This is a genomic window from Mucilaginibacter sp. (genome assembly GCF_039921305.1).
Lineage (GTDB): Bacteria > Bacteroidota > Bacteroidia > Sphingobacteriales > Sphingobacteriaceae > Mucilaginibacter.
Genome location: NZ_JBDSCA010000052.1, coordinates 251,169 through 276,455, shown reverse-complemented (window position 1 = coordinate 276,455; position 25,287 = coordinate 251,169). Strand labels below are relative to the sequence as shown.

The window sequence follows — 25,287 nt, the reverse complement described above, 5'->3', positions numbered from 1 at the left end:
ATAAATTTGAATCTCTGTGAAAACTCTGTGGTTAATTGGTCGGTATCGTTTATATTTGACCGCCTACTGATTTATATAATCAGTAAATTTAGTTTGCATTAAAGTATATACAATGAAAAACATTGCTCTTTTAGCCGGCGGTTACAGCGGCGAATACGAAGTATCTATTAAAAGCGCCAAGTACGTTGCCGCAAATTTAAAGGCTGATAAATATAAGGTGTATACCATTTTGGTAACCCGCGAACGTTGGTTTTACGTTACCGAAAGCAATGAAGAAATAAGCATTGACCGTAACGATTTTAGCCTGACTCTAAACGGCGGGAAGATCAAATTTGATTTCGCGTTTATTACTGTGCATGGTACGCCGGGCGAGGATGGTAAATTGCAGGGCTATTTTGATATGATCGGTATCCCGTACAATACCTGCGATGCTACAACATCGGCCATAACAATGAACAAGGCTTATACCAAGGCTATTGTGAACGGGGTTGATGGTTTGCACACGGCAAAATCAATGCAGTTGTTTCAGCACGATGGGCATGATGTGGCCAGTATCGCCGCAAGGCTAAAATTCCCGTTGTTTATTAAGCCAAATAATGGCGGCAGCAGTGTAGGCATGAGCAAGGTACATAATGTTGCCGGCTTGCCGCAGGCTTTGGAACGGGCTTTTCGTGAAGATCACCAGATATTGGTTGAAGAATTTATTAAGGGGCGTGAGTTTAGCGTAGGCATTGTGCGTTTGCATGGTGAATTAAAGGTTTTACCTGCGACAGAAATTTTGACCACCAAAGATTTTTTTGATTACGAAGCTAAGTATACCGATGGTGTGACTAAGGAGGTTACCCCGGCTGACTTGAGTCCGGAGCAATATAAAACCATTAATCGTATTGTTGCCGACGTTTACCTGCGCCTGAATTGCCATGGCATGACCCGCCTGGACTTTATTTTACAGGAGGAGACGGGTGATTTTTATTTTATAGAGATCAACACAACTCCGGGGCAAACGGCTAACAGTTTGATTCCGCAGCAAGTTAGGGCGGCTGGTATTGATATACAGGAGTTTTATGACGCGCTGGTTGTTGGAGGGATGCGTTAGTAAATACTTATGCTTCAATTTGTAAATTATAAAAAGGCCTATGGCGCTTATCCCGCCTTGCAGGTGCCCGATCTGAATCTTGAAAAAGGTATTTACTGGATAAAAGGCGTAAATGGTTCCGGCAAGAGTACCTTGCTAAAGTCCATCGCCGGGATATTGGCTTTTGATGGGGATATTGTTTTGGATGGCAACATCAGTATTAAAAAACAACCTGTTGGGTTTAGGAAGTTAGTGAACTTTGCCGAGGCTGAACCGCTTTTTCCGGAGTTTTTGACTGGGGCTGAAATGATCCGTCTGTTTGCTGATGCTAAGGACGCGCCGAAAGGGCAGGAGGCTAAATATATTGAAAGTATGGGTATCCAAACCTATATGGATAGGCCCATTGGCAGCTATTCGAGCGGGATGTTGAAGAAGCTATCGTTGGTGCTGGCCTTTTTGGGAAACCCGAAACTGATTTTGTTAGATGAACCTTTGATCACTATTGATACCGCGGCTTTAAAGATATTGTATAGCTGGATAAGTGAGCAAAGTCGTGAAAACGGGGTGAGCTTTATGCTATCATCGCACCAGCCGCTGGATGCGGATGAGTTGCCAAAATCAGAAACATTACTAGTTCAGGATCAGACATTAACGGCTGTTTCCTGATGCGATCTCCATTATCAAATATACTGCTTAAAATATTCTCCAACGCGTTTTACCGGGCACACGCGGGCATGCTATTATTCGCGGCCTTTGTGCTATTTGGGATGGTTGAGCCATCGCAATTGCTGGGTTACCACATAACTTTGATGTTGGCTTTTATTAGCACCCCTTTAATGATGCTGGCCGTGTTCGCGGTATGGCTGCTGTATACTTTTAAATGCTGGCATTTTGTGGCGGGACAGGTGTTTGCGCTGCACCAGCAGTTTTTGTTTTACAGCATCTCATCATACCAAAAAACGAAGCAGTTTGTAGCCTGGTTTATTTTGCAGGCGGCTATTGCTTTGCCGGTGCTGGCTTATGCCTTTATTGCCGTTGGCGTGGGGCTGAAGCATGGCTTTTATTTCGGTCCGCTGGTTATATTGGTTTATTGCGTTTTACTGGTGGCGATAAGCGCCTGGTTTTATATGCGGATGATTAACCAGTTGATAGACGGGAGTTCGCAATCTATCATACTAAAGCTAACTAAAAGTTGGAAGAAGCCGTATTTTAGCCTGTACATTTACTATGTGTTTGATAAGCTGAAGCTAAAATACGTGATCACCAAAGGAATCTCTTACCTCATTATTACCGGGGTGTTTTTAATGTTCGCCGATGTGAGCCATGATCTGCGGGTGGCGGGGATCGCTTTGCTGGCTATAGCGGTATCGCACTCGGTGCTGATATTTGATGAGCGGCAGTTTGAAGAAACCTTTTTGATCTTCTCCAGAACGTTGCCTTATTCGCGCTTGCAGTTATTTCTGTCGTTTTGGGGTGTTTATTTTGCTTTGCTCTTGCCCGAGGCTATTTGGTTATTCGTCCGGTTCTCGCCACTAATGGCTGGTGGATTATTGATCTTCGCGTTAAGCCTTATTTTGCTGTTTCATAGTTTACTTTACCGCTTTGGCCTGAATATGGAAAAGTACATGACCTGGGTTTTGGGTTTATTCATCGTACTATTTTGGGTGGTGATGTTCAGGCAGATATGGGCTTTAGTTTGTATGAATTTGATGGCGGCATATGGCGTGTTTTATTTGAACTATTATAAGAATTTACCTTACGTGCCTCCAGCGGAGGATTAAACCGTCTCGCGTTTATCTTTCAGCATTTTTAATTCGGCAACAATAATAAAACTCACAATTACCAAAAACGCCCACGAACTTAGCTTTTGAAAATTGACCAATTGCCAGGCTTTATGCTGGTAAGCATATTGCCATGCGCCTAAACGGGTGGCAATATTTTCGGCAAGCCAAATGAAGAAACCGATGAGCATGAAGGATAGTATGACCGGGATACGGTAAATGCTGTTTTGAATGCGGAACAACACATTTGCTTTGCGAAACAATAGCACAACGAAGATCCCGATAAGGTACCGCGCATCGTGTATAAAGTGATTGCTAAAAAAATTGATATAAATGCAGCCACCAACAACCCGTGCCCAAACATGGTTTGGCCAGTTGATGATGCTGAGATCTAACCTTCGCCAGGCCTGGCACATGTAGCTGGCTACACTGGCGTACATAAAACCACTGTACAGCGGCACACCGAAAAATTTGGTATGCGCGGCTTCGGGGTAACTCCATGAATGGAAATGAACTTTAAAAAGCTCCATAGCTAAGCCAAGCAAGTGAAAAACGCAAATAACAAACACCTCGTCGCGGGTTTCTATTTTGGTGAAATAGAGCGCTATTTGAATAATGATGCACATCAGGAGCATAAAATCATATCGCGGAAGCACACCAGTAAACAAATGCGATAGCGCCAATGATGCAAAAACCAATACCGGGAACAAACAGCAAAGGGCCTGCTGAATACCGAAAACAATCAAATGACGTACATATGTTTTGACTTTTGCCATATGATAACTTATACCATTACCAGCGTTTAAGTGTATATTTTGCATTTTAAACGATATCTAAATCCATGATCTGTAATTTGTATTGCTGGGGCAGGATGGCGTTTTTGAGCGTGCCCTGTAGCTTGATCAGTCGGCAGAGTTTGTAGATTGATATTATTGGTTTAAGCCATTGTACGTTGTTTAAGCCAAGCATTTGATTTACCTTTTGCGGTACCACCAGTACCTGGGCCTGTTTAAGCAAATTATAGCGCATAAAGCCGAGGTGCTTTTTGTATTGCCGGTACAGATCGGCGGTGAAGTGGCTGTTGATCATGTTATCGCGCAGGTGTTGCTGGCGCATTTGTTGCCAATGGTGGTAGGTTGCAGGTAATCCCGTAAGGTGCATGCGGTAACCTACTTTGTAGAATACATCAAATACTTCCTGCTTTTCATCGGCGGTAAGCTCGCGTTCTAAAACTTCGTATGATCTTATTGAATAATCTATGAGCATGAAAAGCACATCGCGATAAGCCCAGTCTGGTATTTGAGCACCTCTGCTTTGTTCTACGCCTTTATGGATTGCGGTTATGCGATCTATGGCCTGTATGGCTTCGTCGTATTCCGAAAAGATAATTTGCCGCGCATAAGCTACGGTTGAGAACAGACGGCCCAATGGATCAGCCGGGAGTTTACCGGTGTAGTAAAGCCAATCTACAGCCTTATTGAGTGCGAACTCAGCCGATGCTCCGGCGAAGATGAAAAGGATGGTGTCGCCATTGCCCCATATTTGGCGGACTATTGAATGGGGTGCTACAAAGTGTTTCATAATGCGGGTTGGGTTGTTGGGTTTAACATTTCTACGGCCAATACAATGAGCATACCGAGTGTGTAGCAAAGCATATCTACCCAGGTAAAATAGCTGCCTAAAAGGACGTGTGCCAGTCGCGATTGTCGCATACCGAGATGATCGACGAGGTGAAAGTATTGGCTTATCTCGATCAGGTAACAGAATAGCAGTACGTAAATGGCCGTTTTGAGTACCGGGGTATTGATGAAGCTTTTAACGGTACAATAAACCAGTATAGCCGCCAACAGATCGCCAATGTAAGGGCGAATAATAGTATCGTGAACGTAAGTTGCTATGTATACTTCGATGAGGAAGATGGCAATAGCCGCGTATCTGTATTTGTTCATATTAAAAGTACTTTGAGTTACAAAGTAATGGATTTATAATTGGATTTGCAAGAGGGGGTGAATGATGTATTGATAAACCCGGGTGTATTTGCTATGTTTATGATACTGAATGACAATTTTATATGACGTTTAATTATCTGTCGAAGCATAGGTCGGTACTTATTTATGGGGCTTCGCTGGCTGCTTTGTTGTTTTTGATGAAGTGGCTGGAATGGCATTTTATTATTGTGAATTATGCTTTTGAACTTTACGCGGGTTTTATAGCTGTTATTTTTACCGGATTAGGTATTTGGCTTGCGCTAAAACTGAGCAAACCCAAAACCACGATTGTGACGGTAGAAAAGGAACTGCTGATTAGCAGCGATACCTTTATTTTGAATGAAGCCGCGCTAACCGAAACCGGACTGAGCCGACGTGAACTGGAAGTGCTGCAATTGATGGCCGGGGGATTGAGTAACCAGGAGATCGCGGAAAAGTTATTTGTATCGTTAAACACGATTAAAACGCATTCATCTAACGTGTTTGAAAAACTGGAGGTGCAACGCCGTACCCAGGCTGTGGAAAAGGCTAAACGATTAAGCTTAATACCATAGTACTTAAGCATGAAACAGCCATTTATATTCAAAATCACCCTAAAGTATGAGGGTTTACAAATACTAAAACTACAATTTTGAGCCATACTTAAATTTAAAAACATGAAAAGAACTGTACTTGTATTTGGATTGATCTCGGGACTGATCGTTTCGGTATGGATGGTGGCCTCTATGGCCTGGTTTCACTATGTTGAAAATTGCCAGGGCAGTATGGTGCTGGGTTACGCGGGCATGCTTTTGGCGTTCTCGTTTGTATTTGTTGGGGTTAAGAGTTATCGCGATAAGCATAATGGCGGCGTAATTAGTTTTGGCAAGGCTTTTCAAATGGGTCTGTATATCAGCCTGATCGCTTCTACCTTGTATGTAATTAGCTGGCTGGTAGATTACTATGTGTTTATTCCGGATTTTATGGATAAATATGGTGCCCAGATGTTAAAACAGGCACAAAGCAGCGGAGCTTCGGCAGCTGAACTGAGCAAAAAAGCCGCCGAAGTCGCCAGTATGAAAGCGATGTACAAAAGCCCCATAATGGTTGTGCTGTATACTTACATGGAGCCATTCCCGGTTGGGTTGATCGTTTCGCTGGTTACAGCTTTGGTGTTGAAGCGGAAGGCTACGGGTGGAGCGGCTGTCATGGCTTAATAGGTCTGGTTGTTAGGGTACATAGGTAAGTTGATCAAAGGAGGAGGGATGGATATCCCCATATCGTAATCTAATTTCAAACTTGCTTGCTTTATCAAGGGTAAATTATCTAATTTTAGCATTATGACTAAAGAGGGTAAAACCAGGGGTAAGCGTAAAATATTTGTGTTAGATACGTCGGTTATATTGTACGATCATAACGCCTTCCAAAATTTTCAGGAGCATGATGTTGCGGTGCCGATACAGGTACTCGAAGAATTGGATAACATGAAGAACGGGAACGATACCCGTAATTTTGAGGCCCGGAGCTTTATCAGGCTGATAGATGAGTTTTCGAAGAATAACCTCATCAGTCATTGGTTGCCATTGAATGGCATTAATAAAGGGCATTTTAAGATCGTTGTTGATAAAAAGACCGATACCGATGCCGAAGAAATATTTGGCGATGATAAGGTTGACCACCGGATATTGAACGCCGCCCTGAGTTTGCAGCATGAGAACCCGGATAAGAAGGTGATCCTGGTATCTAAGGATATTTGCCTGCGCCTGAAAGCCAAATCGCTTGATCTGCATGCGGAGGATTATGAAACCGGCAAGATCAAAAACCTGGACGAACTTTATACCGGCAAAGCCATTGTAAATAAAGTGCCCGATACAGTGCTTACCCAGTTTTCTAAATCGGGTACGCTGAGTGCTGAGGAATTGGAGCTGGGTAATTTTCAAAACAATCACTTTTATATTTTGCATGGTAAGCGTAAATCTGTCCCGGCGTTTTATAATGGAGAGAGCGGGCAGTTGGAAGAAGTTATTGAACAACCGGTATTCAATATCAGTCCGCGTAATATGGAGCAATCTTTTGCAATACATGCCTTGCTGAACCCTAATATCAAGCTGGTAAGCATACAAGGCAACGCGGGTACAGGTAAAACCCTGCTGGCTTTGGCGAGCGCCTTAGAACAACGGAAAGACTTTAGGCAGATCTTTGTTACCCGGCCAATTATTCCGTTGAGCAATAAGGATATTGGCTTTTTACCGGGCGATGTGAAATCGAAAATAGACCCTTATATGGCGCCTATTTGGGATAACCTCAAATTTATTAAAGACCAGTTTAGCGAGGATGAAAAGATGCAAGCCAAGTTGGACGAGATGGTAGCCAACGATAAAATAGCCATATCGCCTTTAGCCTTTATCCGCGGACGAACTTTAACCAAGATCTTCTTCATTGTTGACGAGGCCCAAAATTTAACGCCACACGAGGTTAAAACCATAATATCCAGAGCGGGCGAAAATACCAAGATCGTTTTTACCGGTGATATTTACCAGATAGATACGCCTTATTTGGATGCGGAAAGTAATGGCTTATCGTACCTGATTGATAAGGCAAAGAATCATCCGCTGTACGCGCATATTACCTTGCAGAAAGGCGAGAGGAGCGAGCTGGCTAATTTGGCTAACGATTTGTTATAAGCGGTTTACTTAACGGCAGGCAACTGAATATAGAACGTAGTTCCCTTGCCGGGCTGGCTCTCGAACCAAATTTTGCCTTTGTGCATCTCCACTATTTTTTTGGAGATAGATAAGCCCAAACCAAAAGGCTGTTCGCCATTGGTGCCTGCCTTTTTTGCCGGGGTAAACATCTCAAACACGGTTTCTTTATCCTTATCGGGGATGCCAATTCCGCTATCGGCTACAGCCATCAAAATATCGCTGCCCTTTGGTTTGATGCTCACGTTTATGATGCTACCGCTATGGCTGAATTTGATGGCGTTAACAATGAGGTTGTTAAATACACGCCACATTTTTTCGTGATTAATGTTAGCCATAAGCGGCGCCTCGTCAAACTCGAAAATGATCTGCTGCTCTTTACTACTGGCCTTAAACTGCAATAACTCTACCGAATCAAACAACAGCGAACGCAGGTTTACCACCTCGGTTTTCATTTGCTCATCATCGTTGGAGAGGCCCGATTTCAGTAACTCGTTTATCATTTCCATAGAATGTAAACCTGTTGATTCTATCAGTTTAAGCATGTGGCGGCTATCCTCCGTAAGGTCATCATCAATCATTAGCATACTGGCAATACCTGTCATCCCCGATAAGGGGTTAATAATATCGTGAGCCATTACACGCATAATGCGGATGTAGTTTTTATTTACCCGTTCAAGTTCGTCCAGCGTAAGCTGCAATTGTTGGTTGCGCAAATTGGCTTCGGCGTGGTTTTTCTTGGTGCGCACCAGGTTGCGGTTAATGAGCAGCATAATAGCGAAAAGCAAAATGAACACTGTACTAATACCCACCAGGTAAATCATCTTCAGCTTATCCTGCTGTTGCAGATCCAATAGCGATTGCCTTTGGGTGATGCTGGAAAACTCGCGGCTAACATCAAGGCGGTATAACTTGTTGGCGCTGTTATCTAAAGAATCTTTGAGGGCAATATATTTGTTGCTGACCAGGTAAGCCTCGGCAGGCTTTTTAACGGCGAACAGGTATTCGGCGTATGATTTGTACCATCTGAGTTGCAATCCCCTGTTGTCTTTAGCGTACTTCTCAAGTAATTGTTTGCTCAGGGCGAAGTATTTGCCAACCTTATTAATTTCGCCCTTTTTTAAATAGAGTTCGGCCAATTTGATGTAGGGCGGTATCATCATGCCATCAATATTAACTATCGGGATACTGGTAGCCTTAAGTAAATAATCTTCGGCTATAGAAAGCTCACCCTTTTTTAAATTTACGCCACCCAAATTATCATAACATACAATGCGCGCGGCATCAATACTGCGTTTGTTAATTAAGTGCTCCTTTTCAGTTTGGTTGATCAGGTTCAGATCGGTTTTGTAATAATACAACGCGCTATCCAAATTGCCTGATAGATGAAAAGCAAAACCCGTATTGTTGAGCCTGGCCTGCTTTTCGAAAAATATTTTTTGAGCCGAATACATTGAATTGCAATTAAGCAATTGCCTGTAACTCAAACTCCAATATTCCGACGCACCCACAAAATTCCGTTGGGAATAATAAATGTCACCTATTCTTTGAGATACAGCACCATTATCACATTCACCACTCGGCGTGGCCTTTTTAGCTTGATAGTAATAATCGAGCGCCAGTATATATTTTTTGGCACGTACACATGCACTTCCTTTAGTAATTAAGCATTGCTGGTATTGAGCCGGGTATTTAGCTTTAATGCCATCGGTTTTAAAAAGGGCCATAGCGCTATCGGCAAACATCATCACGGTGTCGGCACTGTTCTGGTTTAACTCCGATCGTAAACAGTAATAGGTGATTAATGCCGGGTCGGTATTTTTTATTTTATGGCGGGCATCCAGAATTAACCGCTTGCCTTTCTCATAGTCGCGTGCAATAATGGTACTATCGCCAATGTGCAACTGCCGGGCAGTCTCCTTATTTACAGTATCGCTTTTTGAATTACAAGCCGCCAGAAAAGAAATGGCAGCCGCCGTTATAAATAGCCCAAAGTAAGCTTTAAACTGTAGGTGATTGTGATATAATAGAAAAAATTTTATGCGCGACATTCCGAATACCACAAATTTAACTCAAATAGACTAAAGTTATACTTAAAAGTTTAAAATAACCGTGGGGAGGTATGGGGCTATGATAAATATCATACCTGTTCTATCCTTTACATAAATAACCAAAATAACAAATTATGGGTATTTATGGGTGTTTAACAATATAAATCATCAGGCAACCTTCTTCCTCACAACCTCAATAAACTTCATTTTTTCAATCAAACATAAATCACTATAATTTCGTTCCGGTACGCCCAGCCGTTTAAACTCCCCATCCAGTTCCAAATGGATCTGCACCTGATGATCAATCCCATCCTCCACTGCCGCCTCAGCTCTCGCCCTCAAACTCTCAGCCTTACTGTAATCACCCGCCTCATACAAACGCATCCGTGCCATATTCTCCTCCACACTCTCTTCCAAATCAAACCGGAATATCTTCCTCACCGCACCATAAGGTATCCCCGCCCCATCACAAAGCACCTCACCATCCTCACCAACCGGCACATATTCTTCCTGCTTCAAACTACCCTCATCTTGCTTTACGCTTTCAGCTTTATGCGCTAAGCTAACCTCATCCTGATTCTTGCATCCTGATTCTTGAGTCTGTTCCAAACCTCCCTCTTGATTATTGCATCCTGATTCTTGAGTCTCTTTCAAAGTCTTCATCTCCTCATCCTCAAATCCCTCAAACCACTCATTCCTGTTCATCTCATACTCACTCATATATTGGTAAACCACCTCACGCTTCATCACTTCCGGTTTATACATACCAATATGCTTGGCTATCTTATCAAGCGCCGCCAGCTTATTATACATCCTGAATTTTACCATTCCACCCGTCGCCGTCGATCCACTGCCCGCGTCGCCCACACTAACACTCCAAAGTGCAGCCTTGGCATCATCGGCAATTTCATGCATTGCTTTCATATCTCCGTTGCTATCAAAATAATCCGCCATATTGCCAAAAGCTATTTTGCCCAGTTCCTCCAAAACCCGGTCTGCGCTAAACTTAGCTTTGGCGCTCCTGTCCTCCATCCGGCTCTTCAAATACATCTGTATTTTAGGCATCAGCATCACCTGCCCGTTCAGGGCTACGCTTCGCGCATAGCCAGCCACCAGCGCCGCCCGCGTAGCGTTCATATCTGTTAAATATTCATCACAAAAAACTTGCTGTTTCGGAGTTAAAAACTCCTGTAAATAAGTACTCATATCATTATTGGTTTAAAAATTTACGAAAAGAAAAACGTGGCGATTAGCACAAAGCGAAAAGCAAAAGCGCGCAGGGTGTCATACTGAGGCACTCGAAGTACGGAGCGCAAACGCAATCTACGCGCGACTAACCAACCAAAAGCGTTGGCCAAAGGGGCTATTCCCCAAACTCAATCGGTTTGAGTTTAATACAAATATACGTAAATGTCTAATTATAAACAAGTTAATAACAAAAATTACCACAGTAACCAAGTTAATTTTTGATTCTACATGTTAATAATATAGATTAGTGGCAACTCATCCCAAAGTTGCTCAAATCCCAAAATAACAATAGTGTTATGCTGGTTTACAGGTAATTCAATTAATAACGATGATGAATATAACAGAAACTATAAAAAAAGCAATTTCAACAGAAATTCTATGGAGTAATAGTGAGTTTTATGGTTTTATAGAATGTCTTGAAAAAGGTAATTTAAAAATCGATTTTTCTAAAGAGGATGATGAGATGTGGGCACAGGTAACTTTTAAGAATGCAATAATCGCGTATGTATGGAAAAAAAGTCCTTTAGTGTTTATAAGAACAGATCATTTTAAATCAATGGGAATCCTCGTAGAAAAGGAGTTTAGTTATATTCAGATAATAGTAATTGACGATCTAAATGCCAATATTCTATCTTTGGATCCAGACAAAAGTCTTACGGATCGAATTCGGTTTGTATTTGATTCTAAATTATTTTCCGCAAACGATTTCTGGTTTTATAATCTAACATAAACATTTACAGCAATATTTGGGAGATATTTCGCTATCCCCCCACGCTCCCCCGCTACCGCAAGCGTCTCGCTTGTGCGTACATAGGCAGATCAAACAACATTCACAGACCCCGCCCGTTCAGGCGTCCACGTCTAAACACCAACAGTTGTAAGCGTCCACGCTTACAACGCAAAAAGCCCAACATAAAATGCCAGACTCTTAAATATGCTAATCAAAAACTCCCCCTTCAGGGGGCAGGGGGGCTCTACTTTATCCCGTAATGATCGTTCATCAATTTCTCAAACAAGCCACCCGGTAAAATAGCTTTAAGCGTAGGCACAATAGTTTGGCCAACCTGCCCAACCAAATACCTGTGTTTAGGGCTCGACGCGTCAACTATCTTACACAAAGCCTTAGCTAACGAAGCCGGATCTGGCGCAATGCTTTCATCCTTTTCCATAGCGGCAACGGCGGCGTTGTATTCGGTTTCTAAGGCGTCGTTCTTTATCCCGAAAGGTATTTTGCTACGGTTAGCGCTAAAGTCCGATTTAAAATCACCGGGGTTGATCAGCGTGATCTTCACACCCGTGTTGCGCAGCTCCATCCGCAAACTTTGCGAATAACCCTCAATAGCGTATTTCGATGCGCTGTACATACTTTGATAAGGCAAACCAAACAAACCCGCTAACGAACTGATATTAACAATAAGGCCTTGTTTCTTTTCTATCATGCCGGGCAATACCGCGCCGCACATCCGTACCACACCGAAGAAGTTAACCTCAAATTGTTGCTTGGCACTTTCAACAGGCATAGCATAAGCCGGGCCCGCAACCCCATTACCGGCATTGTTAACCAGCACATCCAGTTTGCCTTCGACCTTAATAATGGTATCAATGGCCGCTTTTACCGATGCATCGTCGGTAACATCTAATTGTATGGGTTTAAAGGCTACACCGCTCAGGCGTTTCAAATCGCGCGCCGAACCGTATACCGTGTGCCCTTTAGCTTGTAACGCGTTAGCGCAAGCCAATCCTATACCAGATGAAGCGCCCGTTACCAATATTACTTTTTTCATGTGTTTACTTGAGATACTTAAATTGTTGATCAGTGGTTAGATGTAATTCGAAGCGTAAAGATGCAAATTAATCAATAAGCTAAAAATTTGTTTTGCTAATTTGTGAATCAGGTAATTGTAATACAATACTCAGCCGTTAATTTTAATCCGTATTTAATAATATATCCATTTTATTCACCCAAATATTCGCCCTTTACACTCATCTGTTTAAATTTGACTTATGATACCTCTGGCAGATTCCTTTTCCGCGCTAAGCAAGCAGTTTACAGGTGAGTTGTTTTTTGATGATTCTACCCTTCACGAAGCTCAAAAGCGTGTTTACTCAACCGATGCTTCTGTTTACCAGGAAAAGCCCGTAGCAGTTGCCCTGCCCAAAACAGAGGCCGATATCAGTCTGCTCATCAAATTTGCCAACCAGCACAAAATAACCCTGATACCCCGCGCCGCCGGAACATCATTAGCCGGACAAGTTGTAGGCAACGGCATCGTGGTCGATATCTCCAAATACTTCAAACAAGTACTCCAAATAAACGCCGAAGAAAAGTGGGTAAGGGTACAACCCGGCATCGTGCGCGATGACCTAAACGCCATCCTCCGCCCATACAAATTGATGTTCGGCCCCGAAACCTCAACATCAAGCCGCGCCATGGTAGGCGGTATGATAGGCAATAACTCATCGGGCCTCCACTCCATATCCTGGGGCGATACCCGCGATCATTTGCTTGAAGCTAAGGTGTTTTTAAGTGATGGCGAAACGGTAGAATTGAAAGCCCTAACCAGCGATGAACTTCAGCAAAAGCTACAACTCAATACTTTAGAAGGTAATATTTATCGCGAAGTTAATCAGTTAGTTAACAACGAGGATAACGTAGCGCTCATCAATCAAAACTATCCTAAAAAATCGCTTACCCGCCGCAACACAGGTTACGCCTTAGATTTTTTGATTGACGATAAACCTGGCAGGCCATTCAACTTTTGCAAGCTCCTTGCGGGATCAGAAGGTACACTCGCTTTTGTAACCGAAGCCAAGCTGAACCTGCTACCGCTGCCACCAGCAATTGATAAACTGGTTTGCATCCATTTCACAACTTTGCAGGAAGCCCTCCACGCCAATCTCATCATCCTCAAACACAAACCGCTCGCTTCCGAACTGGTAGATAAATACATAATGGACTTTACCAAAGGCCATCCAACCTATCAGCACAATCGCTTTTTTATCGAGGGTGAACCCGAAGCCTTACTCATGGCCGAGTTTATGGGCGATGATGTTAACGAGCTCAACCAGCGCGCCGAAGCCTTAATTGCCGACCTGAAAGCCGCCGGTTTAGGGTATGCCTACCCCGTACTCAGCGGCCACGAAGCCAAATTAGCCTGGGATGTGCGCAAGGCAGGTTTAGGATTGATCCGCAACCTTCCCGGCGATAAGCAACCCGTAAACCTGATAGAAGATTGCGCCGTATCGCCCGAAGATCTGCCCGCTTACATAGCCGATGTTCAGGCGCTTTTAAAGCGACATGATCTGCATGCCTCATACTACGCCCATGCCGGCGCAGGGGAGTTGCACGTAGAGCCGATGATCGATCTTAAAACTACCGATGGCGTGGCCCTTTTCCGCACTGTGCTTAAAGAAACCGCCGTGCTGGTTAAAAAGTACAATGGCTCCTTAAGCGGTGAGCATGGCGATGGCCGCCTGCGTGGCGAGTTTATCCCCTTTATGATGGGCGAGGAGGTATACGGCCTTTTCAAACAGATCAAAAATTGCTTTGATCCTAACCACATCTTCAACGCTGGCAAAATTGTAGATACCCCGGCCATGAACACCCATCTGCGATACGAGCCGCGGCACAAAGGCAAAATCATCCCCACCATCTTCGATTTCTCCAAACAGGAAGGTATCCTGCGCCTTACCGAAAAATGCTCCGGCTCCGGCGATTGCCGCAAAACCGAAGTAACAGGCGGTACCATGTGCCCATCCTACATGGCTACTTTGCAGGAGAAGGATACCACCCGCGCCCGTGCCAACATCCTGCGCCAGTTCCTCAGCACATCCGAAAAGGAAAACCCTTACGATGAGCAGGAAATTAAAGAGGTAATGGATCTGTGCCTGAGCTGCAAAGGCTGCAAATCCGAATGCCCATCAAGCGTAGATGTAGCCAAAATGAAAGCCGAATTTCTGCAACATTATTACGATGCCAACGGCGTGCCGCTCCGCACCCGCATGATAGGCAATTTTACCAAAATGCAGCAACTGGCATCTTACATGCCGCTAATATATAACGCCGTCATCACAACGCCGTTCACAGGCAACATCATCAAAAAAATAGCCGGTTTCGCGCCCAAGCGTTCATTACCACAAGTAGGCAAACAAACCCTGCGCAGTTGGAAAAAAGCCTGGGACAAGCAACAAACACCAAACACCACATCGCCAATAGTCTATCTATTTTGCGACGAGTTTACCAACTACAACGATGTTGAAATAGGTAAAACCACCATCAGGCTCTTAACCGCGTTGGGTTACCAGGTTCGTATTCCTCAACATCAGGAAAGTGGCCGTACCTACCTGTCTAAAGGCATGCTCCGCAAAGCCAAACAAATAGCAGAGCAAAACATCAGCCTTCTCGCCGAAATCATCACACCCGAAACCCCCTTAATCGGCATCGAGCCATCCGCCATATTAACCTTCCGGGATGAATACCCCGATCTGGCCCCGCCCGAATTACAAGCCAGAGCCTTAGCGTTAGCCAAAAACTCCTTCATGCTCGAAGAGTTTATCCTGCGCGAAATGGGTCAAAAACGTATCATCGAGCAGCAGTTCACAACAGAGGCTCAAACCATTAAGCTGCATGGCCATTGCTATCAAAAAGCGCTTAATGCTTTACAGCCAACCCAAACGGTATTAACCCTGCCCAAAAACTACACCGTAGAAACCATCCCATCCGGCTGTTGCGGAATGGCAGGTTCTTTCGGTTACGAGCAGGAACATTACGATGTATCCATGAAGATAGGAGAGTTGGTGCTTTTCCCACATGTACGCGCCGCCGCTCAAAACACCATCATAGCCGCCGCCGGTACCAGTTGCCGCCATCAGATCAAAGACGGCACAGCCGTAAAAGCCCTGCACCCCGCCGAAATTTTATGGGATGCCCTGTTAAATAAGAATATCTAACCGCTACATTATATATAAAAGCCCATGTCAAACATCAGCCTCATCATCGAAGAACGTCCGCGTAATATTGGTAATTTTATGGTAGGCAGGCTGTTGCCCTTTAAGGATAAGCGCATGGTTGGCCCCTTCATCTTTATCGATCACATGGGTCCCGCGCAAATGAAACCCGGCCAAAACATGGATATCCCGCCGCACCCACATATCGGCCTCTCAACACTAACCTACCTGTTCGAGGGTAACATCGTCCACAAAGACAGCCTCGGCACCGAGGTAGAGATCAAACCCGGACAAGTCAACTGGATGACCGCCGGCAAAGGCATAGCCCACTCCGAACGTACCCCCGCATACCTGCGCCAAGCCGAAAAAAGCCTTCACGGCTTACAGATCTGGGTGGCCCTGCCAAAACATCTCGAAGAAATAGAACCAACCTTCCACCACTCCGATACCGCCGATCTGCCAACCTGGGATCAGGATGGGATAGCCTACACGCTCATCGCGGGCAGCATTATGGGCAAAACATCGCCCGTACCGGTTTACAGCCCATTATACTTTCTGCAACTCAAAAATACCTCCCGCCAAACGGTAAAAATAGGAGCGGAGCTATACGGCGAAGCAGGCTTGTACATTTTAGATGGCAGCATTGAAAGCGAAGGCGAAATCTTCCAACCCAAAGAGCTACTGGTAGCCAAAAACAATCAACTCTGCGAGTTCACCATGAACGAGAACACCACCATCTACTTCTTCGGCGGCGAGCCTTTCCCCGAAGAGCGTTTCATCTACTGGAATTTCGTAGCATCCGATTACCAGCGCATAGAGCAAGCCAAACAACAATGGCTCGACCAAAAATTCGCCCCCGTTCCCGGCGAAACCGACTTTGTACCCTTACCGGGAGAAAGCGATCATTTGAAGCACCGCACATAAACAATAAATTAAAAAGGTATTGGCCTCGTGCGATTCCCTCCCAACGGGAGGGTGTAGGGAGGGGTTTATACGTGCTGCAAACGTTTATTAAAAAGATTTTAATTTTCTTTAATAATGCCAACTTGCCCCATCGGGGCTACCCCTCAACTGAAGATACTTACTTGTATTAAAATCAACACGTTAACGCCATAACTCATATACGAATTTTTTAAATATTTCGTTAATGATATGTTAATTTATAAAAAAATTGATGTAACTGTAGCAAACACATCATCACTTACGTATTCGTAATATATCTAACATTAACATTTATAAAAACATGAAAAACTTACAACAAATTAGGACAGGGCGGGCAGGCATTATCGGGATGATTTGTTTGCTGGCCGCAGCATTCTCTTCGTGCAGCAAGGTACACAATGATGATATTGTAGTAACGCCATCAGCTTTAATATCCGTAGTTGATGCATGCCCCGATGCCGGTTCTCTTGATTTCTTTTTGGATAACAACATGGCCAACACTAATCCCATAGTTTATGGTAACGGCCTTGATTACCTGCGTGCCTACACCGGCAAACGCACCGCCACATTTTATGTAAGCGGCACATCGCAAAAAATTAAAACAGATACCATGACATTAAAAGACGGTAAATTCTACACCCTCTTCCTGTCAAACGTAGCCAGTAAGGCCGATTATTTATTAACTATCGATACCCTCACAAACCCAGGTACAACCAACACACAAATCAGATTGGTAAACTTGAGCCCCGATGCCCCGGCGGTTGATCTGGCTATTCAGGGTGGTGCAACTGTAGCAACCAACAGGGCTTACAGAACCATTTCATCATTTAGCACCATTACACCAAACACCTACACGCTCGAGGTTAGGCAAAAAGGTACTACCACAGTTTTGGCCAGCATACCCGGAGTAAAATTGTATGGCGCATCACTTTATACCGTATGGTTGCAGGGTTCGGCTGCCTCATCTACATTGGCCGCTAAACTACAGCTTAACGCATACTATTATTAAGCAAATATAGCGCTCGTAAAAAGCTACTAATACCCTTTAATAACATTGAGCATAATTGTAATTTTATGCTCAATGTTATTATTATGGAAGATTCCCAATTATCAGGTAATATAAACCAGCAGCCCACCCAAAAGCCCGTGATCCTGGGGGCAGGGCAACGCATCAGTGATCAGGATTACAAGGCGGCTATTGCCGATTTAGCTTATGCCGACCAACTCCTCCAAGATCCATCCCCTGAAAATACGGATAATACAGCCCCAGTGAGTACAGTCACATTGATCAAAGAAGTTGCAAACTCGCTCTTAAAATGGACCAAAACTGGTTTCAATGCCGTTACCGAAGAGATTTACCATATCAGGATAGCTGCCTGCAAAACATGCCCTCACTTTGTAAACCCGCCCCATGATAAAGGCCTGCTCTACAAAATTGCCGGTGCCGATGTGCACCACAAATCAACATGCAATTTATGTGGTTGTGTGATCAAAACTAAGGCCCGTTTGCCGCATGATACCTGCCCGGATGCTGATGCTAATAAACCCGGTTTTAACCGTTGGGGAGAGTTGGTTCCTTACAAATAACTCAAACCTCTAGGTTTCTTCCTGTCGTAAGTATAAGGCTTGAATTTTTCTTCGGCCAGTTCACAACTTGCCGATATTGCCGTACAAATAACATTGCCAAATATGGTAGCAATGGCTGTATCAGCCGCGTCTCGCCCGGTTGCTATTTTAACCATCCCGTTAAGCGGGGCTAATTTAGTAGCATCAAATAATATCCATTGATCGCCCAAAAAAGCCTCAAAGCAAGCGTGGAAATCAGGCGGATTTAATTGGTACGAGTAACCCGTAAAATACCTTGCCGGGATAGATAATGCCCTGCATAAAGCGATACCCAAATGTGCAAAATCGCGGCAAACGCCCGCTTGCTCAGTAACAGTATCATAAGCCGATGTTTCCGAATTGGTCGATCCGCTTAAATATTCAACATTATCATATATCCAGTTGGTAAGCGCCAGCACCTTTTCAAACGAGTTCTCTATCTTGCCAAAACGGCTGTTGGCAAAACGGAATAACTTGTCCGACTGGCAATACCTGCTTGGCGATAAATAGGGCAGTACCGATGGCTGTAACTGCATCACCGGCACGTCATTAAGTGAATGTCCCGCTATCTTTTTAAACGAAGTATCTATCAGCGCGTTATAATCAATATTTACAATACAAGGCTCCGTAACTTCAAAACGCACATAGCGGTTTTCGCCCTGCACAGGTATTAATTCTTCAGCTTTAAAATAAGGCTCCATCATAAAACTCTCCTGCAACACAGTTTGTGCCGCCGAGCGTATCGCATGAATATTCAGAATAATGGTTGATGCCTCTCTTACATCATAGGTCAGCTTTCCTGATACGTTGAACTTCATGCTTTTTTGCGTTTTTTAACCGGTTTCCCAAGTTTATCAAACGCAGAATTCATCCAGGTGTTTGAAATGCTTTTCAACGCCGTTTTCAACTGCTTATCCCATTGCGCCGAAACTTTCTCCAAATCTTCTTCCTCGTAATGTTGCTCAACCATGTTAAAGCTATCAGCCTTATAAAGTGCCACATCTATCGGGAAATCAACATCCGCCGCGCTTATCCGGGTAGAGTCAAAAGATAAAAAACCCGCCTTTAACGCCAGCTTTAAACTGGTTTCGTTATTCAAAATGCGGTTCAAAATAGCCTTGCCCTGCGCCGCGTTACCAATAATTACATACGGTGCGCCGTGCCCTAGTTCAACCCAGTTACCTTCCGGATAAAGCAAAAATAACTTATGTTCTTCATCTTCGCGTAATTGGCCGCCGATGATTGTGTTCAGATTAAACTTAAAGCCACCTTTCTCTAATGCCTCCTTATCCTCATCAGCCGCGCGTTTCACCTGTTCGCCAAAGGCATTAACGGCCTGGTATAGCTTGGTAAAATCATCAAAGTTATCATCCATCACCTCGTTAAAGTAAACAATGGCCTTATCCCTTACAGATCGTAACCCGCTCGTCATAATAAACATCGAGCAATTATCTTTTTGGTAGGTGAATATCTTTTTCTTGGTAGTAACATCATTGCCCGATGTGATGCGTGTATCAGCAACAGCAACCAACCCTTTTTTTACCTTGATGCCTAAACAGTAAGTCATAATAAATCCGTATTCGTAAAGCTAAATTAAGCGCTGCAAAGTAAATTAATAAAATGGATTTTGCGGCTAAGTAGCATCCTGTTTATAAAAATATTCTATACCTTTAATATCAATCACATACACCAAACCATGAAAACCATTCTATCGCTTGCGCTGATCTTCATATCCACCTTCGCTTTCTCACAGATCCCCGAGCCGCTCAAAGATACCTACGTAAACGATTTTGCACACGTACTAAGCCCCGCTCAGGTAAGTTCGTTAAACCAAAGCATAGCCGGTATTGAAAAAGCGAGCGGCGTACAGTTCGCCATTATATTGATCAATAACCTGCCGAAAGATAATACGATTGAAGATTACACCTTGCTCATATCCCGCAAATGGCACGTAGGTAACAATAAAAACGGATTGGTTTACGTAGCCGCCATTCAGCAACACAAGCAACGCCTCGAAAAAGCATCCGGCTTAGATACCATATTCACTTCGCAAAAAAGTGACGAGATTCTGTCGGCCATCAAGCCATCCTTCAAAAGCAAAGATTACTATGGCGGCCTGCAAGTACTGATAGGGCAGGTAGGCACCACCTTAAGCGGGGTATCCACCCAGCCCGAACAGCAAACGCAAGCTGTACAAACCCAACAACAGCAACCCGAACAGGCAGGCCAGCCAAATGATAGCAGCGATGCCATAACCATTTTTGGATTCATAGCAGCCTCAGTATTGATCCTGATCATTTGGGTAGCCATCAGGTCATCCATCCGTCGTAACCGCCGGAATAATTATAATAACAGCCAGGGGCCCAACAATATCCACATTCACCAAAACCATTCCAGCTCCGATGGATTTGTTAACGGAGCTTTATTAGGAGCCATGGGCGCATTGGTAGTTAACGAAATTCTCGACGATTCCTCCGGTCAGCAGGTATATGATGATGATAATGATGACGTCGATCCCCACACCATTAACACTAACGATAATGACTCGGGCGGTAGCTGGGGCGATTGGGGTTCGGGCGGCGATTCATCATCAGACAGTGGCTTTTCCAGCGACGATTCAAGCAGCGGCAGCTCGTCCGACTGGTAGATCCCAATTCCCATTGTCATTTGGAAAAATAAAACTTCCCGGCCTATAAATGCGTATTAACAAGTAAAAAAAAGCGGCGGCTTTGCGCGATTCCCTCCCAACGGGAGGGTGTAGGGAGGGGTTTCTGCGATATGCACATAACAATAACAGAAAATCTTTTAATTTATTTCCTTCCGGATAACGCCTGCTTTGGCAACCCCTTTGCTAAACCCAACGTAATTTAACATGGAGACTCTGCCTAACCAGAGCTTATAACAATGAATTATCTAAAGCATCCATCTATTAAAAACATTAGCTACCTGCTCATCTGTTTACTTGCCGTAAGCCTGTTGGCCTTTGCCGCCGCCGCAAACTGGAAAGTAAAAGGCAATTACGAGGTAAAGTTTGAAAACGGCGCCATACACGGCACATTCACCGGCTTAAAAACCGACATAGAATTTGATAAGGCTCATCCCGAACAAGCCAAAATTTCGGCCACAATTGATGCCAGCAGTTTAAGTACCGGCTTCTTCATCAAAACCAGCCATGCCAAAGATGCAATTGATGCCGAAAAGTATCCAACCATCTCGTTCACGTCAACATCGGTAAGCAAAAGCGGAAACGCCTTTCAGGCAGCCGGTAAACTAACCTTAAAAGGCGTAACCAAACCTGTAACCATCCATTTTACCTTTGATGATAAAGGCAACGAAGGCACCTTTAAAGGCGACTTTAAGATCATCCCGAAAGACTTCAACATCACCAGAAACGGCACCCCCGATAACCTCACCATAACCCTAACCGTTCCGGTATCAAAATCCTGATCCAAATATGGAATACAAAAATGCCCGGCACTTCAAAAAGTACCGGGCATTTTTATTTTATTTTTTTATTTCGGCTTATAGTTTAAACCCATAAGCCACCCGTAATGCAACAATACCATAATTGTTTCCATCTCCGGTTAAACTCTCGTAATGCAGCGCGTAATCCCAATGCTCAGTAGCATAACCTATCGCCGGGGATAACAACAGTTTCTTTTGGCCGCCATCAAAACCATGCTCAGTAACCTCAACACCAATACCGCCTTCGGCGCCAAAATATATATTGGGTACAAAAAAGTATTTAATACCAGCCTTAACCGGGCCAACACCATAACTATTGTAGGGCGTGCTGGTTCCAGGAATGTTTTCCATAAAAAAGTGGTAACCGCCGGTAGTAAAGGTAAGTGCCAAATCGTTGGTTAGGCCATATTGCAGGCGCACTGTACCGCCTAAATTAAATACGGCATAAGGTGTTGCTCCACCGGTTGGCTTACCGGCTTCGATCCCTAAGCTTAACGCGAATTTTTGTGCCGTAATAGTTTGGGCATTAGCCTGCGTTGTAAAAAACAGGGCCGCGCCGGCAAACGTTGCAGTTATCAGTTTTGATAAAGTCTTCATTGTGTTGTGTGGTTTTTTAGTTAAACAATAATTAATTGTTATTACCGTCACACAATCAAAATGGTTGCCTGTGATATTATTTTAAGCTAATATTATAAACTAAAGCACATTTACAAACTCATCGCCTCAATTTTATCAGCAATTAAATACAGCACTTCTTCATCCAGTATCCCGGGGTTTTTACAAACGTGTAAATAACGCTGGTTATCAGGCTCAAAGCCAACAACAAATTCCCCGTCTCTAAATGCCTCAAATTTGCAATGCTCACTTTCGTGATGAACATAGTCGGTTACCTCAAAAGTGAGTATTTGCTTATCCTTCTCAATACTGATCTTGATATTATCCATCTCGCTAAATTTTATTAATATTAATCAAACCAACACCTGCGCGTATTGTTGATTAAAATGAATTAATTATTAATTACCCTGTACACTTGGGCCAGTGATGATCCGCATGGCTTAAGCCATGCGGATATCCAGAGCATAGGCGAACAAATCAATAACACCTAGGCCCAAATACAGGCATATCACCACCCGATTGAAAATTTCTCGTTTTGAAACACAACCACTTATAAATTTCTTTAATTTTTTTGAAATAATTACTTGCAGGTAATCCAATTCTGTCTATATTTGCACTCCCAACAACGAAAGAGGCGTTAAACACTTCAAACTTGAAAGGAAATTGAGATCAATACCAACATCTCAAAACATATGCGAAAGTAGCTCAGTTGGTAGAGCACGACCTTGCCAAGGTCGGGGTCGCGAGTTCGAATCTCGTCTTTCGCTCTAAATTCCCTTTCAAAAGAAGGGTTTTTTTTTACAGGTGAATAACCTGCCCAGATGGTGGAACTGGTAGACACGCAGGACTTAAAATCCTGTTCCCGTAAACGGAGTGCGGGTTCGATTCCCGCTCTGGGTACTCAGAAGAATCGAACATAAAAAGGCTAACATGAAAATGTTGGCCTTTTTTGTTTATTTTAAACCATGTTTTACACATACATCCTGAAATCGAGTAAAAGTGGACGATACTATGTTGGCCACACATCTAACATTGAAGAAAGATTGCATCGGCACAATACTGGCAAAGTAATCGCAACAAAAAATAAAGGCCCATGGGTAGTTGTATACCACGAGAAATATATAACTAAAGCCGAAGCAAATTCCAGAGAACTTTACATTAAATCAATGAAGAGTAGGGCTTTATTGAAAAACTTATTTCTTCCAATATTTATAAATCGGACTTAAAATCCTGTTCCCGTAAACGGAGTGCCCCGATGCGTCGGGGCTCTGGGTACAAAGCCTCGATAGAAGTATCGGGGCTTTGTTGCTTTTACAGCACCAACCATACCGCGTTTAATTTATTTACAAAATTTACATTTTTATTTACAATCCAAATTCGTCTTGCCGAAAAATATCAAAGTAGTTTTGCTGAATAAATTTGACAGACTATCAAAAGTAAAAGAATGCCTTAACGGATCTGATTTATCAGGAGATAGATCTATGTTAATTAAACCTACAAAAAGTATGAAAAAAATCATTTATGTGCTGATCTTACCTCTGGTTGTAGTAAGCGGACTAGTATTTGCTAATCGTGAAATGAAAAATGAAACTTTTAAAAAGTCAACCCCAAAGCCACTCTCTGCTGCTGAAAGGGAAACCGAATTGAAAAAATGGGAGGCTACCCCTGATGGTATAAAGTACAAAAAATGGGAAGCGTCTCCCGAAGGTAAAAAAGTGTATGCCGGTGCTGCTAAAATAAGGAAGCACATTAAGGACTATACCAATATGGAGGGCGTTATAACCTCTCTTTCTCTTCCGTCAGGCTCATTATTAGGTTTCGGAGTGATGGTCAGGATTAATGGTGACGATTATATTCTTAATTTTGGGCCGGAAAAGTCTGACAAGTTTTTTTTGAACTTTAACAATGAATTTCAGCAATTGCATAGCCTGAAAGTTAACGACAAAATAATTATAAGAAGCCGTAGCGTATCGCACGCGCCCAAGTATTCATATCCAATCGTATCGGGCGACTATGTAGAACGAGATAGTAAAATAATTTATGAACGTGGCCCTAGCAAAGGCGGTTGCTAAGATTACCGTCTTCGCGATGCTGATACCAGGGATATATAGGACAACCAAGGTAGATAACGCTCTGGAATACTATTCATTTAAAAGGGCTGTCAGTGGTATCAGTTTTTATTCAATAAACAATTGGATATTTTCCCCGCCGCCTTTTTCGTATAGGCTAAGATTCAGATCTCAGCGGCCCCACGTATCTATAAGTATTAAGAAGCACTCCCGTAGGTGTAGTCTTCGTGCTCACAAAAGCCAGTTCGCATGCGGAGGCTTTGTCCGAAAAGAAGCGTTTGCCCCGGCCCAGTAATACCGGGTATACGATCATGATAACCTCGTCTACCAATCCCTGCTCAAGCAGCACAGACGTTAGCGTCGAACTTCCGCAAACAAGAAGGTCAGGGCCGTCCGTTAACTTAACATCGCGAATACCCGCTACAATGTCCGCGCCTAAGTCCCCAACCGGGCCCCATTCAAGACTGTCCGGCCTGTGAGTTGCAACGTATTTCGTCGCGGCGTTCAAACCGTTCGCCATCGCATTATCCCCAGCCTTTGGCCAAAAGATGGACCAGGCATCGTAGGTAATTCGGCCAAGCAAAAGATCAAAGCCCGTTCCGTATGCTTCGATCAGGCTTTGCAGCCCAGCCGGAGTTCGGTACGGTATCGTCCATCCGGCATGGGCAAAGTTGTCGTCGTTTTCGTGCTGGATCACGCCGTCCAGCGAAATATGCTCAAATATTCTGATCTTTCTCATTTTGTTCTATTGGCTTAATGTTTATACAAAGCTAAAGGAAACGGGGTACGCGCATGAGGGGAAACGTGACAAGTTAAGGGG

At 43.7% G+C, this 25,287-nt stretch carries 25 protein-coding genes and 2 tRNA genes; 16 read left to right on the top strand and 11 right to left on the bottom strand.

The window, feature by feature from the left end:
• The first annotated feature begins 112 nt into the window (after positions 1-112).
• From ABIN91_RS16430 to ABIN91_RS16420, 3 genes are read left to right on the top strand one after another with little or no spacing between them, the layout of a single operon-like run.
• Entirely contained in the window at positions 113-1,096 is a 984-nt protein-coding gene (locus tag ABIN91_RS16430) for a D-alanine--D-alanine ligase (RefSeq protein ID WP_348052316.1), read from the top strand.
• Between the two features lie 9 nt (positions 1,097-1,105).
• Positions 1,106-1,741 carry an ABC transporter ATP-binding protein gene (locus tag ABIN91_RS16425; RefSeq protein WP_348052315.1) on the top strand — a complete coding sequence of 212 codons (636 nt, stop codon included), beginning with the start codon at positions 1,106-1,108 and terminating at the stop codon, positions 1,739-1,741.
• Positions 1,741-2,856: a hypothetical protein gene (locus tag ABIN91_RS16420; protein WP_348052314.1), complete on the top strand. Its 1,116-nt coding sequence runs from the start codon at positions 1,741-1,743 to the stop codon at positions 2,854-2,856. Before ABIN91_RS16425 ends, ABIN91_RS16420 begins: the two co-directional genes overlap by 1 nt.
• Here ABIN91_RS16420 and ABIN91_RS16415 read toward each other — a convergent pair.
• Genes ABIN91_RS16415 through ABIN91_RS16405 form a run of 3 tightly spaced genes read right to left on the bottom strand, consistent with a single transcriptional unit; the run spans position 2,853 to position 4,805 of the window.
• Complete coding sequence (locus tag ABIN91_RS16415; RefSeq protein ID WP_348052313.1) at positions 2,853-3,632, bottom strand: DUF817 domain-containing protein; 780 nt, start codon at positions 3,630-3,632, stop codon at positions 2,853-2,855. The genes ABIN91_RS16420 and ABIN91_RS16415 overlap by 4 nt on opposite strands.
• 46 nt (positions 3,633-3,678) lie before the next feature.
• Positions 3,679-4,437 carry an oxygenase MpaB family protein gene (locus tag ABIN91_RS16410; protein ID WP_348052312.1) on the bottom strand — a complete coding sequence of 253 codons (759 nt, stop codon included), beginning with the start codon at positions 4,435-4,437 and terminating at the stop codon, positions 3,679-3,681.
• On the bottom strand, positions 4,434-4,805 hold the full coding sequence (locus ABIN91_RS16405) for a DUF2809 domain-containing protein (RefSeq protein WP_348052311.1): 372 nt from the start codon (positions 4,803-4,805) through the stop codon (positions 4,434-4,436). Before ABIN91_RS16405 ends, ABIN91_RS16410 begins: the two co-directional genes overlap by 4 nt.
• 122 nt (positions 4,806-4,927) lie before the next feature.
• Here ABIN91_RS16405 and ABIN91_RS16400 point away from each other — a divergent pair, with 122 nt between their 5' ends.
• The 3 genes from ABIN91_RS16400 to ABIN91_RS16390 all read left to right on the top strand — a co-directional run bounded on the left by ABIN91_RS16400 (position 4,928) and on the right by ABIN91_RS16390 (position 7,507).
• Positions 4,928-5,398 carry a LuxR C-terminal-related transcriptional regulator gene (locus ABIN91_RS16400; RefSeq protein ID WP_348052310.1) on the top strand — a complete coding sequence of 157 codons (471 nt, stop codon included), beginning with the start codon at positions 4,928-4,930 and terminating at the stop codon, positions 5,396-5,398.
• Positions 5,399-5,500: 102 nt separating this feature from the next.
• A complete protein-coding gene (locus ABIN91_RS16395) occupies positions 5,501-6,040 on the top strand; it encodes a DUF4199 domain-containing protein (RefSeq protein WP_348052309.1) in 540 nt (179 codons plus the stop codon).
• A 123-nt stretch (positions 6,041-6,163) separates the two neighbouring features.
• The gene (locus tag ABIN91_RS16390) at positions 6,164-7,507 is read left to right on the top strand and encodes a PhoH family protein (RefSeq protein WP_348052308.1); all 1,344 of its coding nucleotides are present in this window, start codon (positions 6,164-6,166) and stop codon (positions 7,505-7,507) included.
• 5 nt (positions 7,508-7,512) lie between these two features.
• On the opposite strand, the gene ABIN91_RS16385 is transcribed toward ABIN91_RS16390, so the two are convergent.
• Complete coding sequence (locus ABIN91_RS16385) at positions 7,513-9,576, bottom strand: HAMP domain-containing sensor histidine kinase (RefSeq protein WP_348052307.1); 2,064 nt, start codon at positions 9,574-9,576, stop codon at positions 7,513-7,515.
• Between the two features lie 168 nt (positions 9,577-9,744).
• Positions 9,745-10,782: a terminase small subunit gene (locus tag ABIN91_RS16380; RefSeq protein WP_348052306.1), complete on the bottom strand. Its 1,038-nt coding sequence runs from the start codon at positions 10,780-10,782 to the stop codon at positions 9,745-9,747.
• A 370-nt stretch (positions 10,783-11,152) separates the two neighbouring features.
• On the opposite strand from ABIN91_RS16380, the gene ABIN91_RS16375 reads away from it, so the two are divergent.
• The gene (locus ABIN91_RS16375) at positions 11,153-11,554 is read left to right on the top strand and encodes a hypothetical protein (protein ID WP_348052305.1); all 402 of its coding nucleotides are present in this window, start codon (positions 11,153-11,155) and stop codon (positions 11,552-11,554) included.
• A 244-nt stretch (positions 11,555-11,798) separates the two neighbouring features.
• On the opposite strand, the gene ABIN91_RS16370 is transcribed toward ABIN91_RS16375, so the two are convergent.
• Positions 11,799-12,608, bottom strand: a complete 810-nt coding sequence (locus ABIN91_RS16370; protein WP_348052304.1) for an SDR family oxidoreductase — start codon at positions 12,606-12,608, stop codon at positions 11,799-11,801.
• A 220-nt stretch (positions 12,609-12,828) separates the two neighbouring features.
• Between ABIN91_RS16370 and ABIN91_RS16365 the strand changes: the two genes are divergently transcribed.
• From ABIN91_RS16365 to ABIN91_RS16350, 4 genes are all read left to right on the top strand, one after another.
• Positions 12,829-15,774 carry an FAD-linked oxidase C-terminal domain-containing protein gene (locus tag ABIN91_RS16365; RefSeq protein ID WP_348052303.1) on the top strand — a complete coding sequence of 982 codons (2,946 nt, stop codon included), beginning with the start codon at positions 12,829-12,831 and terminating at the stop codon, positions 15,772-15,774.
• Between the two features lie 24 nt (positions 15,775-15,798).
• Positions 15,799-16,695 carry a pirin family protein gene (locus ABIN91_RS16360; protein ID WP_348052302.1) on the top strand — a complete coding sequence of 299 codons (897 nt, stop codon included), beginning with the start codon at positions 15,799-15,801 and terminating at the stop codon, positions 16,693-16,695.
• 319 nt (positions 16,696-17,014) lie between these two features.
• Positions 17,015-17,722, top strand: coding sequence for a DUF4397 domain-containing protein (locus ABIN91_RS16355; protein ID WP_348052301.1), 708 nt, complete (start codon positions 17,015-17,017; stop codon positions 17,720-17,722).
• A gap of 83 nt (positions 17,723-17,805) precedes the next feature.
• On the top strand, positions 17,806-18,300 hold the full coding sequence (locus ABIN91_RS16350; RefSeq protein WP_348052300.1) for a hypothetical protein: 495 nt from the start codon (positions 17,806-17,808) through the stop codon (positions 18,298-18,300).
• Here ABIN91_RS16350 and ABIN91_RS16345 read toward each other — a convergent pair.
• Both ABIN91_RS16345 and ABIN91_RS16340 read right to left on the bottom strand, forming a co-directional pair.
• A complete protein-coding gene (locus ABIN91_RS16345; RefSeq protein ID WP_348052299.1) occupies positions 18,291-19,136 on the bottom strand; it encodes a transglutaminase family protein in 846 nt (281 codons plus the stop codon). The two genes, ABIN91_RS16350 and ABIN91_RS16345, sit on opposite strands and share 10 nt — an antisense overlap.
• Positions 19,133-19,885 (bottom strand): peptidase, encoded by a 753-nt coding sequence (locus tag ABIN91_RS16340; protein WP_348052298.1) that lies wholly within the window; start codon positions 19,883-19,885, stop codon positions 19,133-19,135. Before ABIN91_RS16340 ends, ABIN91_RS16345 begins: the two co-directional genes overlap by 4 nt.
• Positions 19,886-20,014: 129 nt before the next feature.
• Between ABIN91_RS16340 and ABIN91_RS16335 the strand changes: the two genes are divergently transcribed.
• Both ABIN91_RS16335 and ABIN91_RS16330 read left to right on the top strand, forming a co-directional pair.
• Complete coding sequence (locus tag ABIN91_RS16335; RefSeq protein WP_348052297.1) at positions 20,015-20,965, top strand: TPM domain-containing protein; 951 nt, start codon at positions 20,015-20,017, stop codon at positions 20,963-20,965.
• Between the two features lie 257 nt (positions 20,966-21,222).
• Entirely contained in the window at positions 21,223-21,765 is a 543-nt protein-coding gene (locus ABIN91_RS16330) for a YceI family protein (protein WP_348052296.1), read from the top strand.
• A 75-nt stretch (positions 21,766-21,840) separates the two neighbouring features.
• On the opposite strand, the gene ABIN91_RS16325 is transcribed toward ABIN91_RS16330, so the two are convergent.
• Positions 21,841-22,380 (bottom strand): hypothetical protein, encoded by a 540-nt coding sequence (locus ABIN91_RS16325; RefSeq protein WP_348052295.1) that lies wholly within the window; start codon positions 22,378-22,380, stop codon positions 21,841-21,843.
• A gap of 110 nt (positions 22,381-22,490) precedes the next feature.
• Entirely contained in the window at positions 22,491-22,727 is a 237-nt protein-coding gene (locus ABIN91_RS16320) for a hypothetical protein (RefSeq protein WP_348052294.1), read from the bottom strand.
• A 365-nt stretch (positions 22,728-23,092) separates the two neighbouring features.
• Between ABIN91_RS16320 and ABIN91_RS16315 the strand changes: the two genes are divergently transcribed.
• The 3 genes from ABIN91_RS16315 (at position 23,093) to ABIN91_RS16305 (ending at position 24,470) form a co-directional block, all read left to right on the top strand.
• Positions 23,093-23,165, top strand: a tRNA-Gly gene (locus tag ABIN91_RS16315).
• A gap of 48 nt (positions 23,166-23,213) precedes the next feature.
• Positions 23,214-23,298, top strand: a tRNA-Leu gene (locus tag ABIN91_RS16310).
• Between the two features lie 605 nt (positions 23,299-23,903).
• The gene (locus tag ABIN91_RS16305) at positions 23,904-24,470 is read left to right on the top strand and encodes a hypothetical protein (protein WP_348052293.1); all 567 of its coding nucleotides are present in this window, start codon (positions 23,904-23,906) and stop codon (positions 24,468-24,470) included.
• Positions 24,471-24,624: 154 nt separating this feature from the next.
• Here the strand turns inward: ABIN91_RS16305 and ABIN91_RS16300 are convergent, their stop codons facing one another.
• Positions 24,625-25,206 carry a dihydrofolate reductase family protein gene (locus tag ABIN91_RS16300; protein ID WP_348052292.1) on the bottom strand — a complete coding sequence of 194 codons (582 nt, stop codon included), beginning with the start codon at positions 25,204-25,206 and terminating at the stop codon, positions 24,625-24,627.
• Positions 25,207-25,287: the final 81 nt, after the last annotated feature.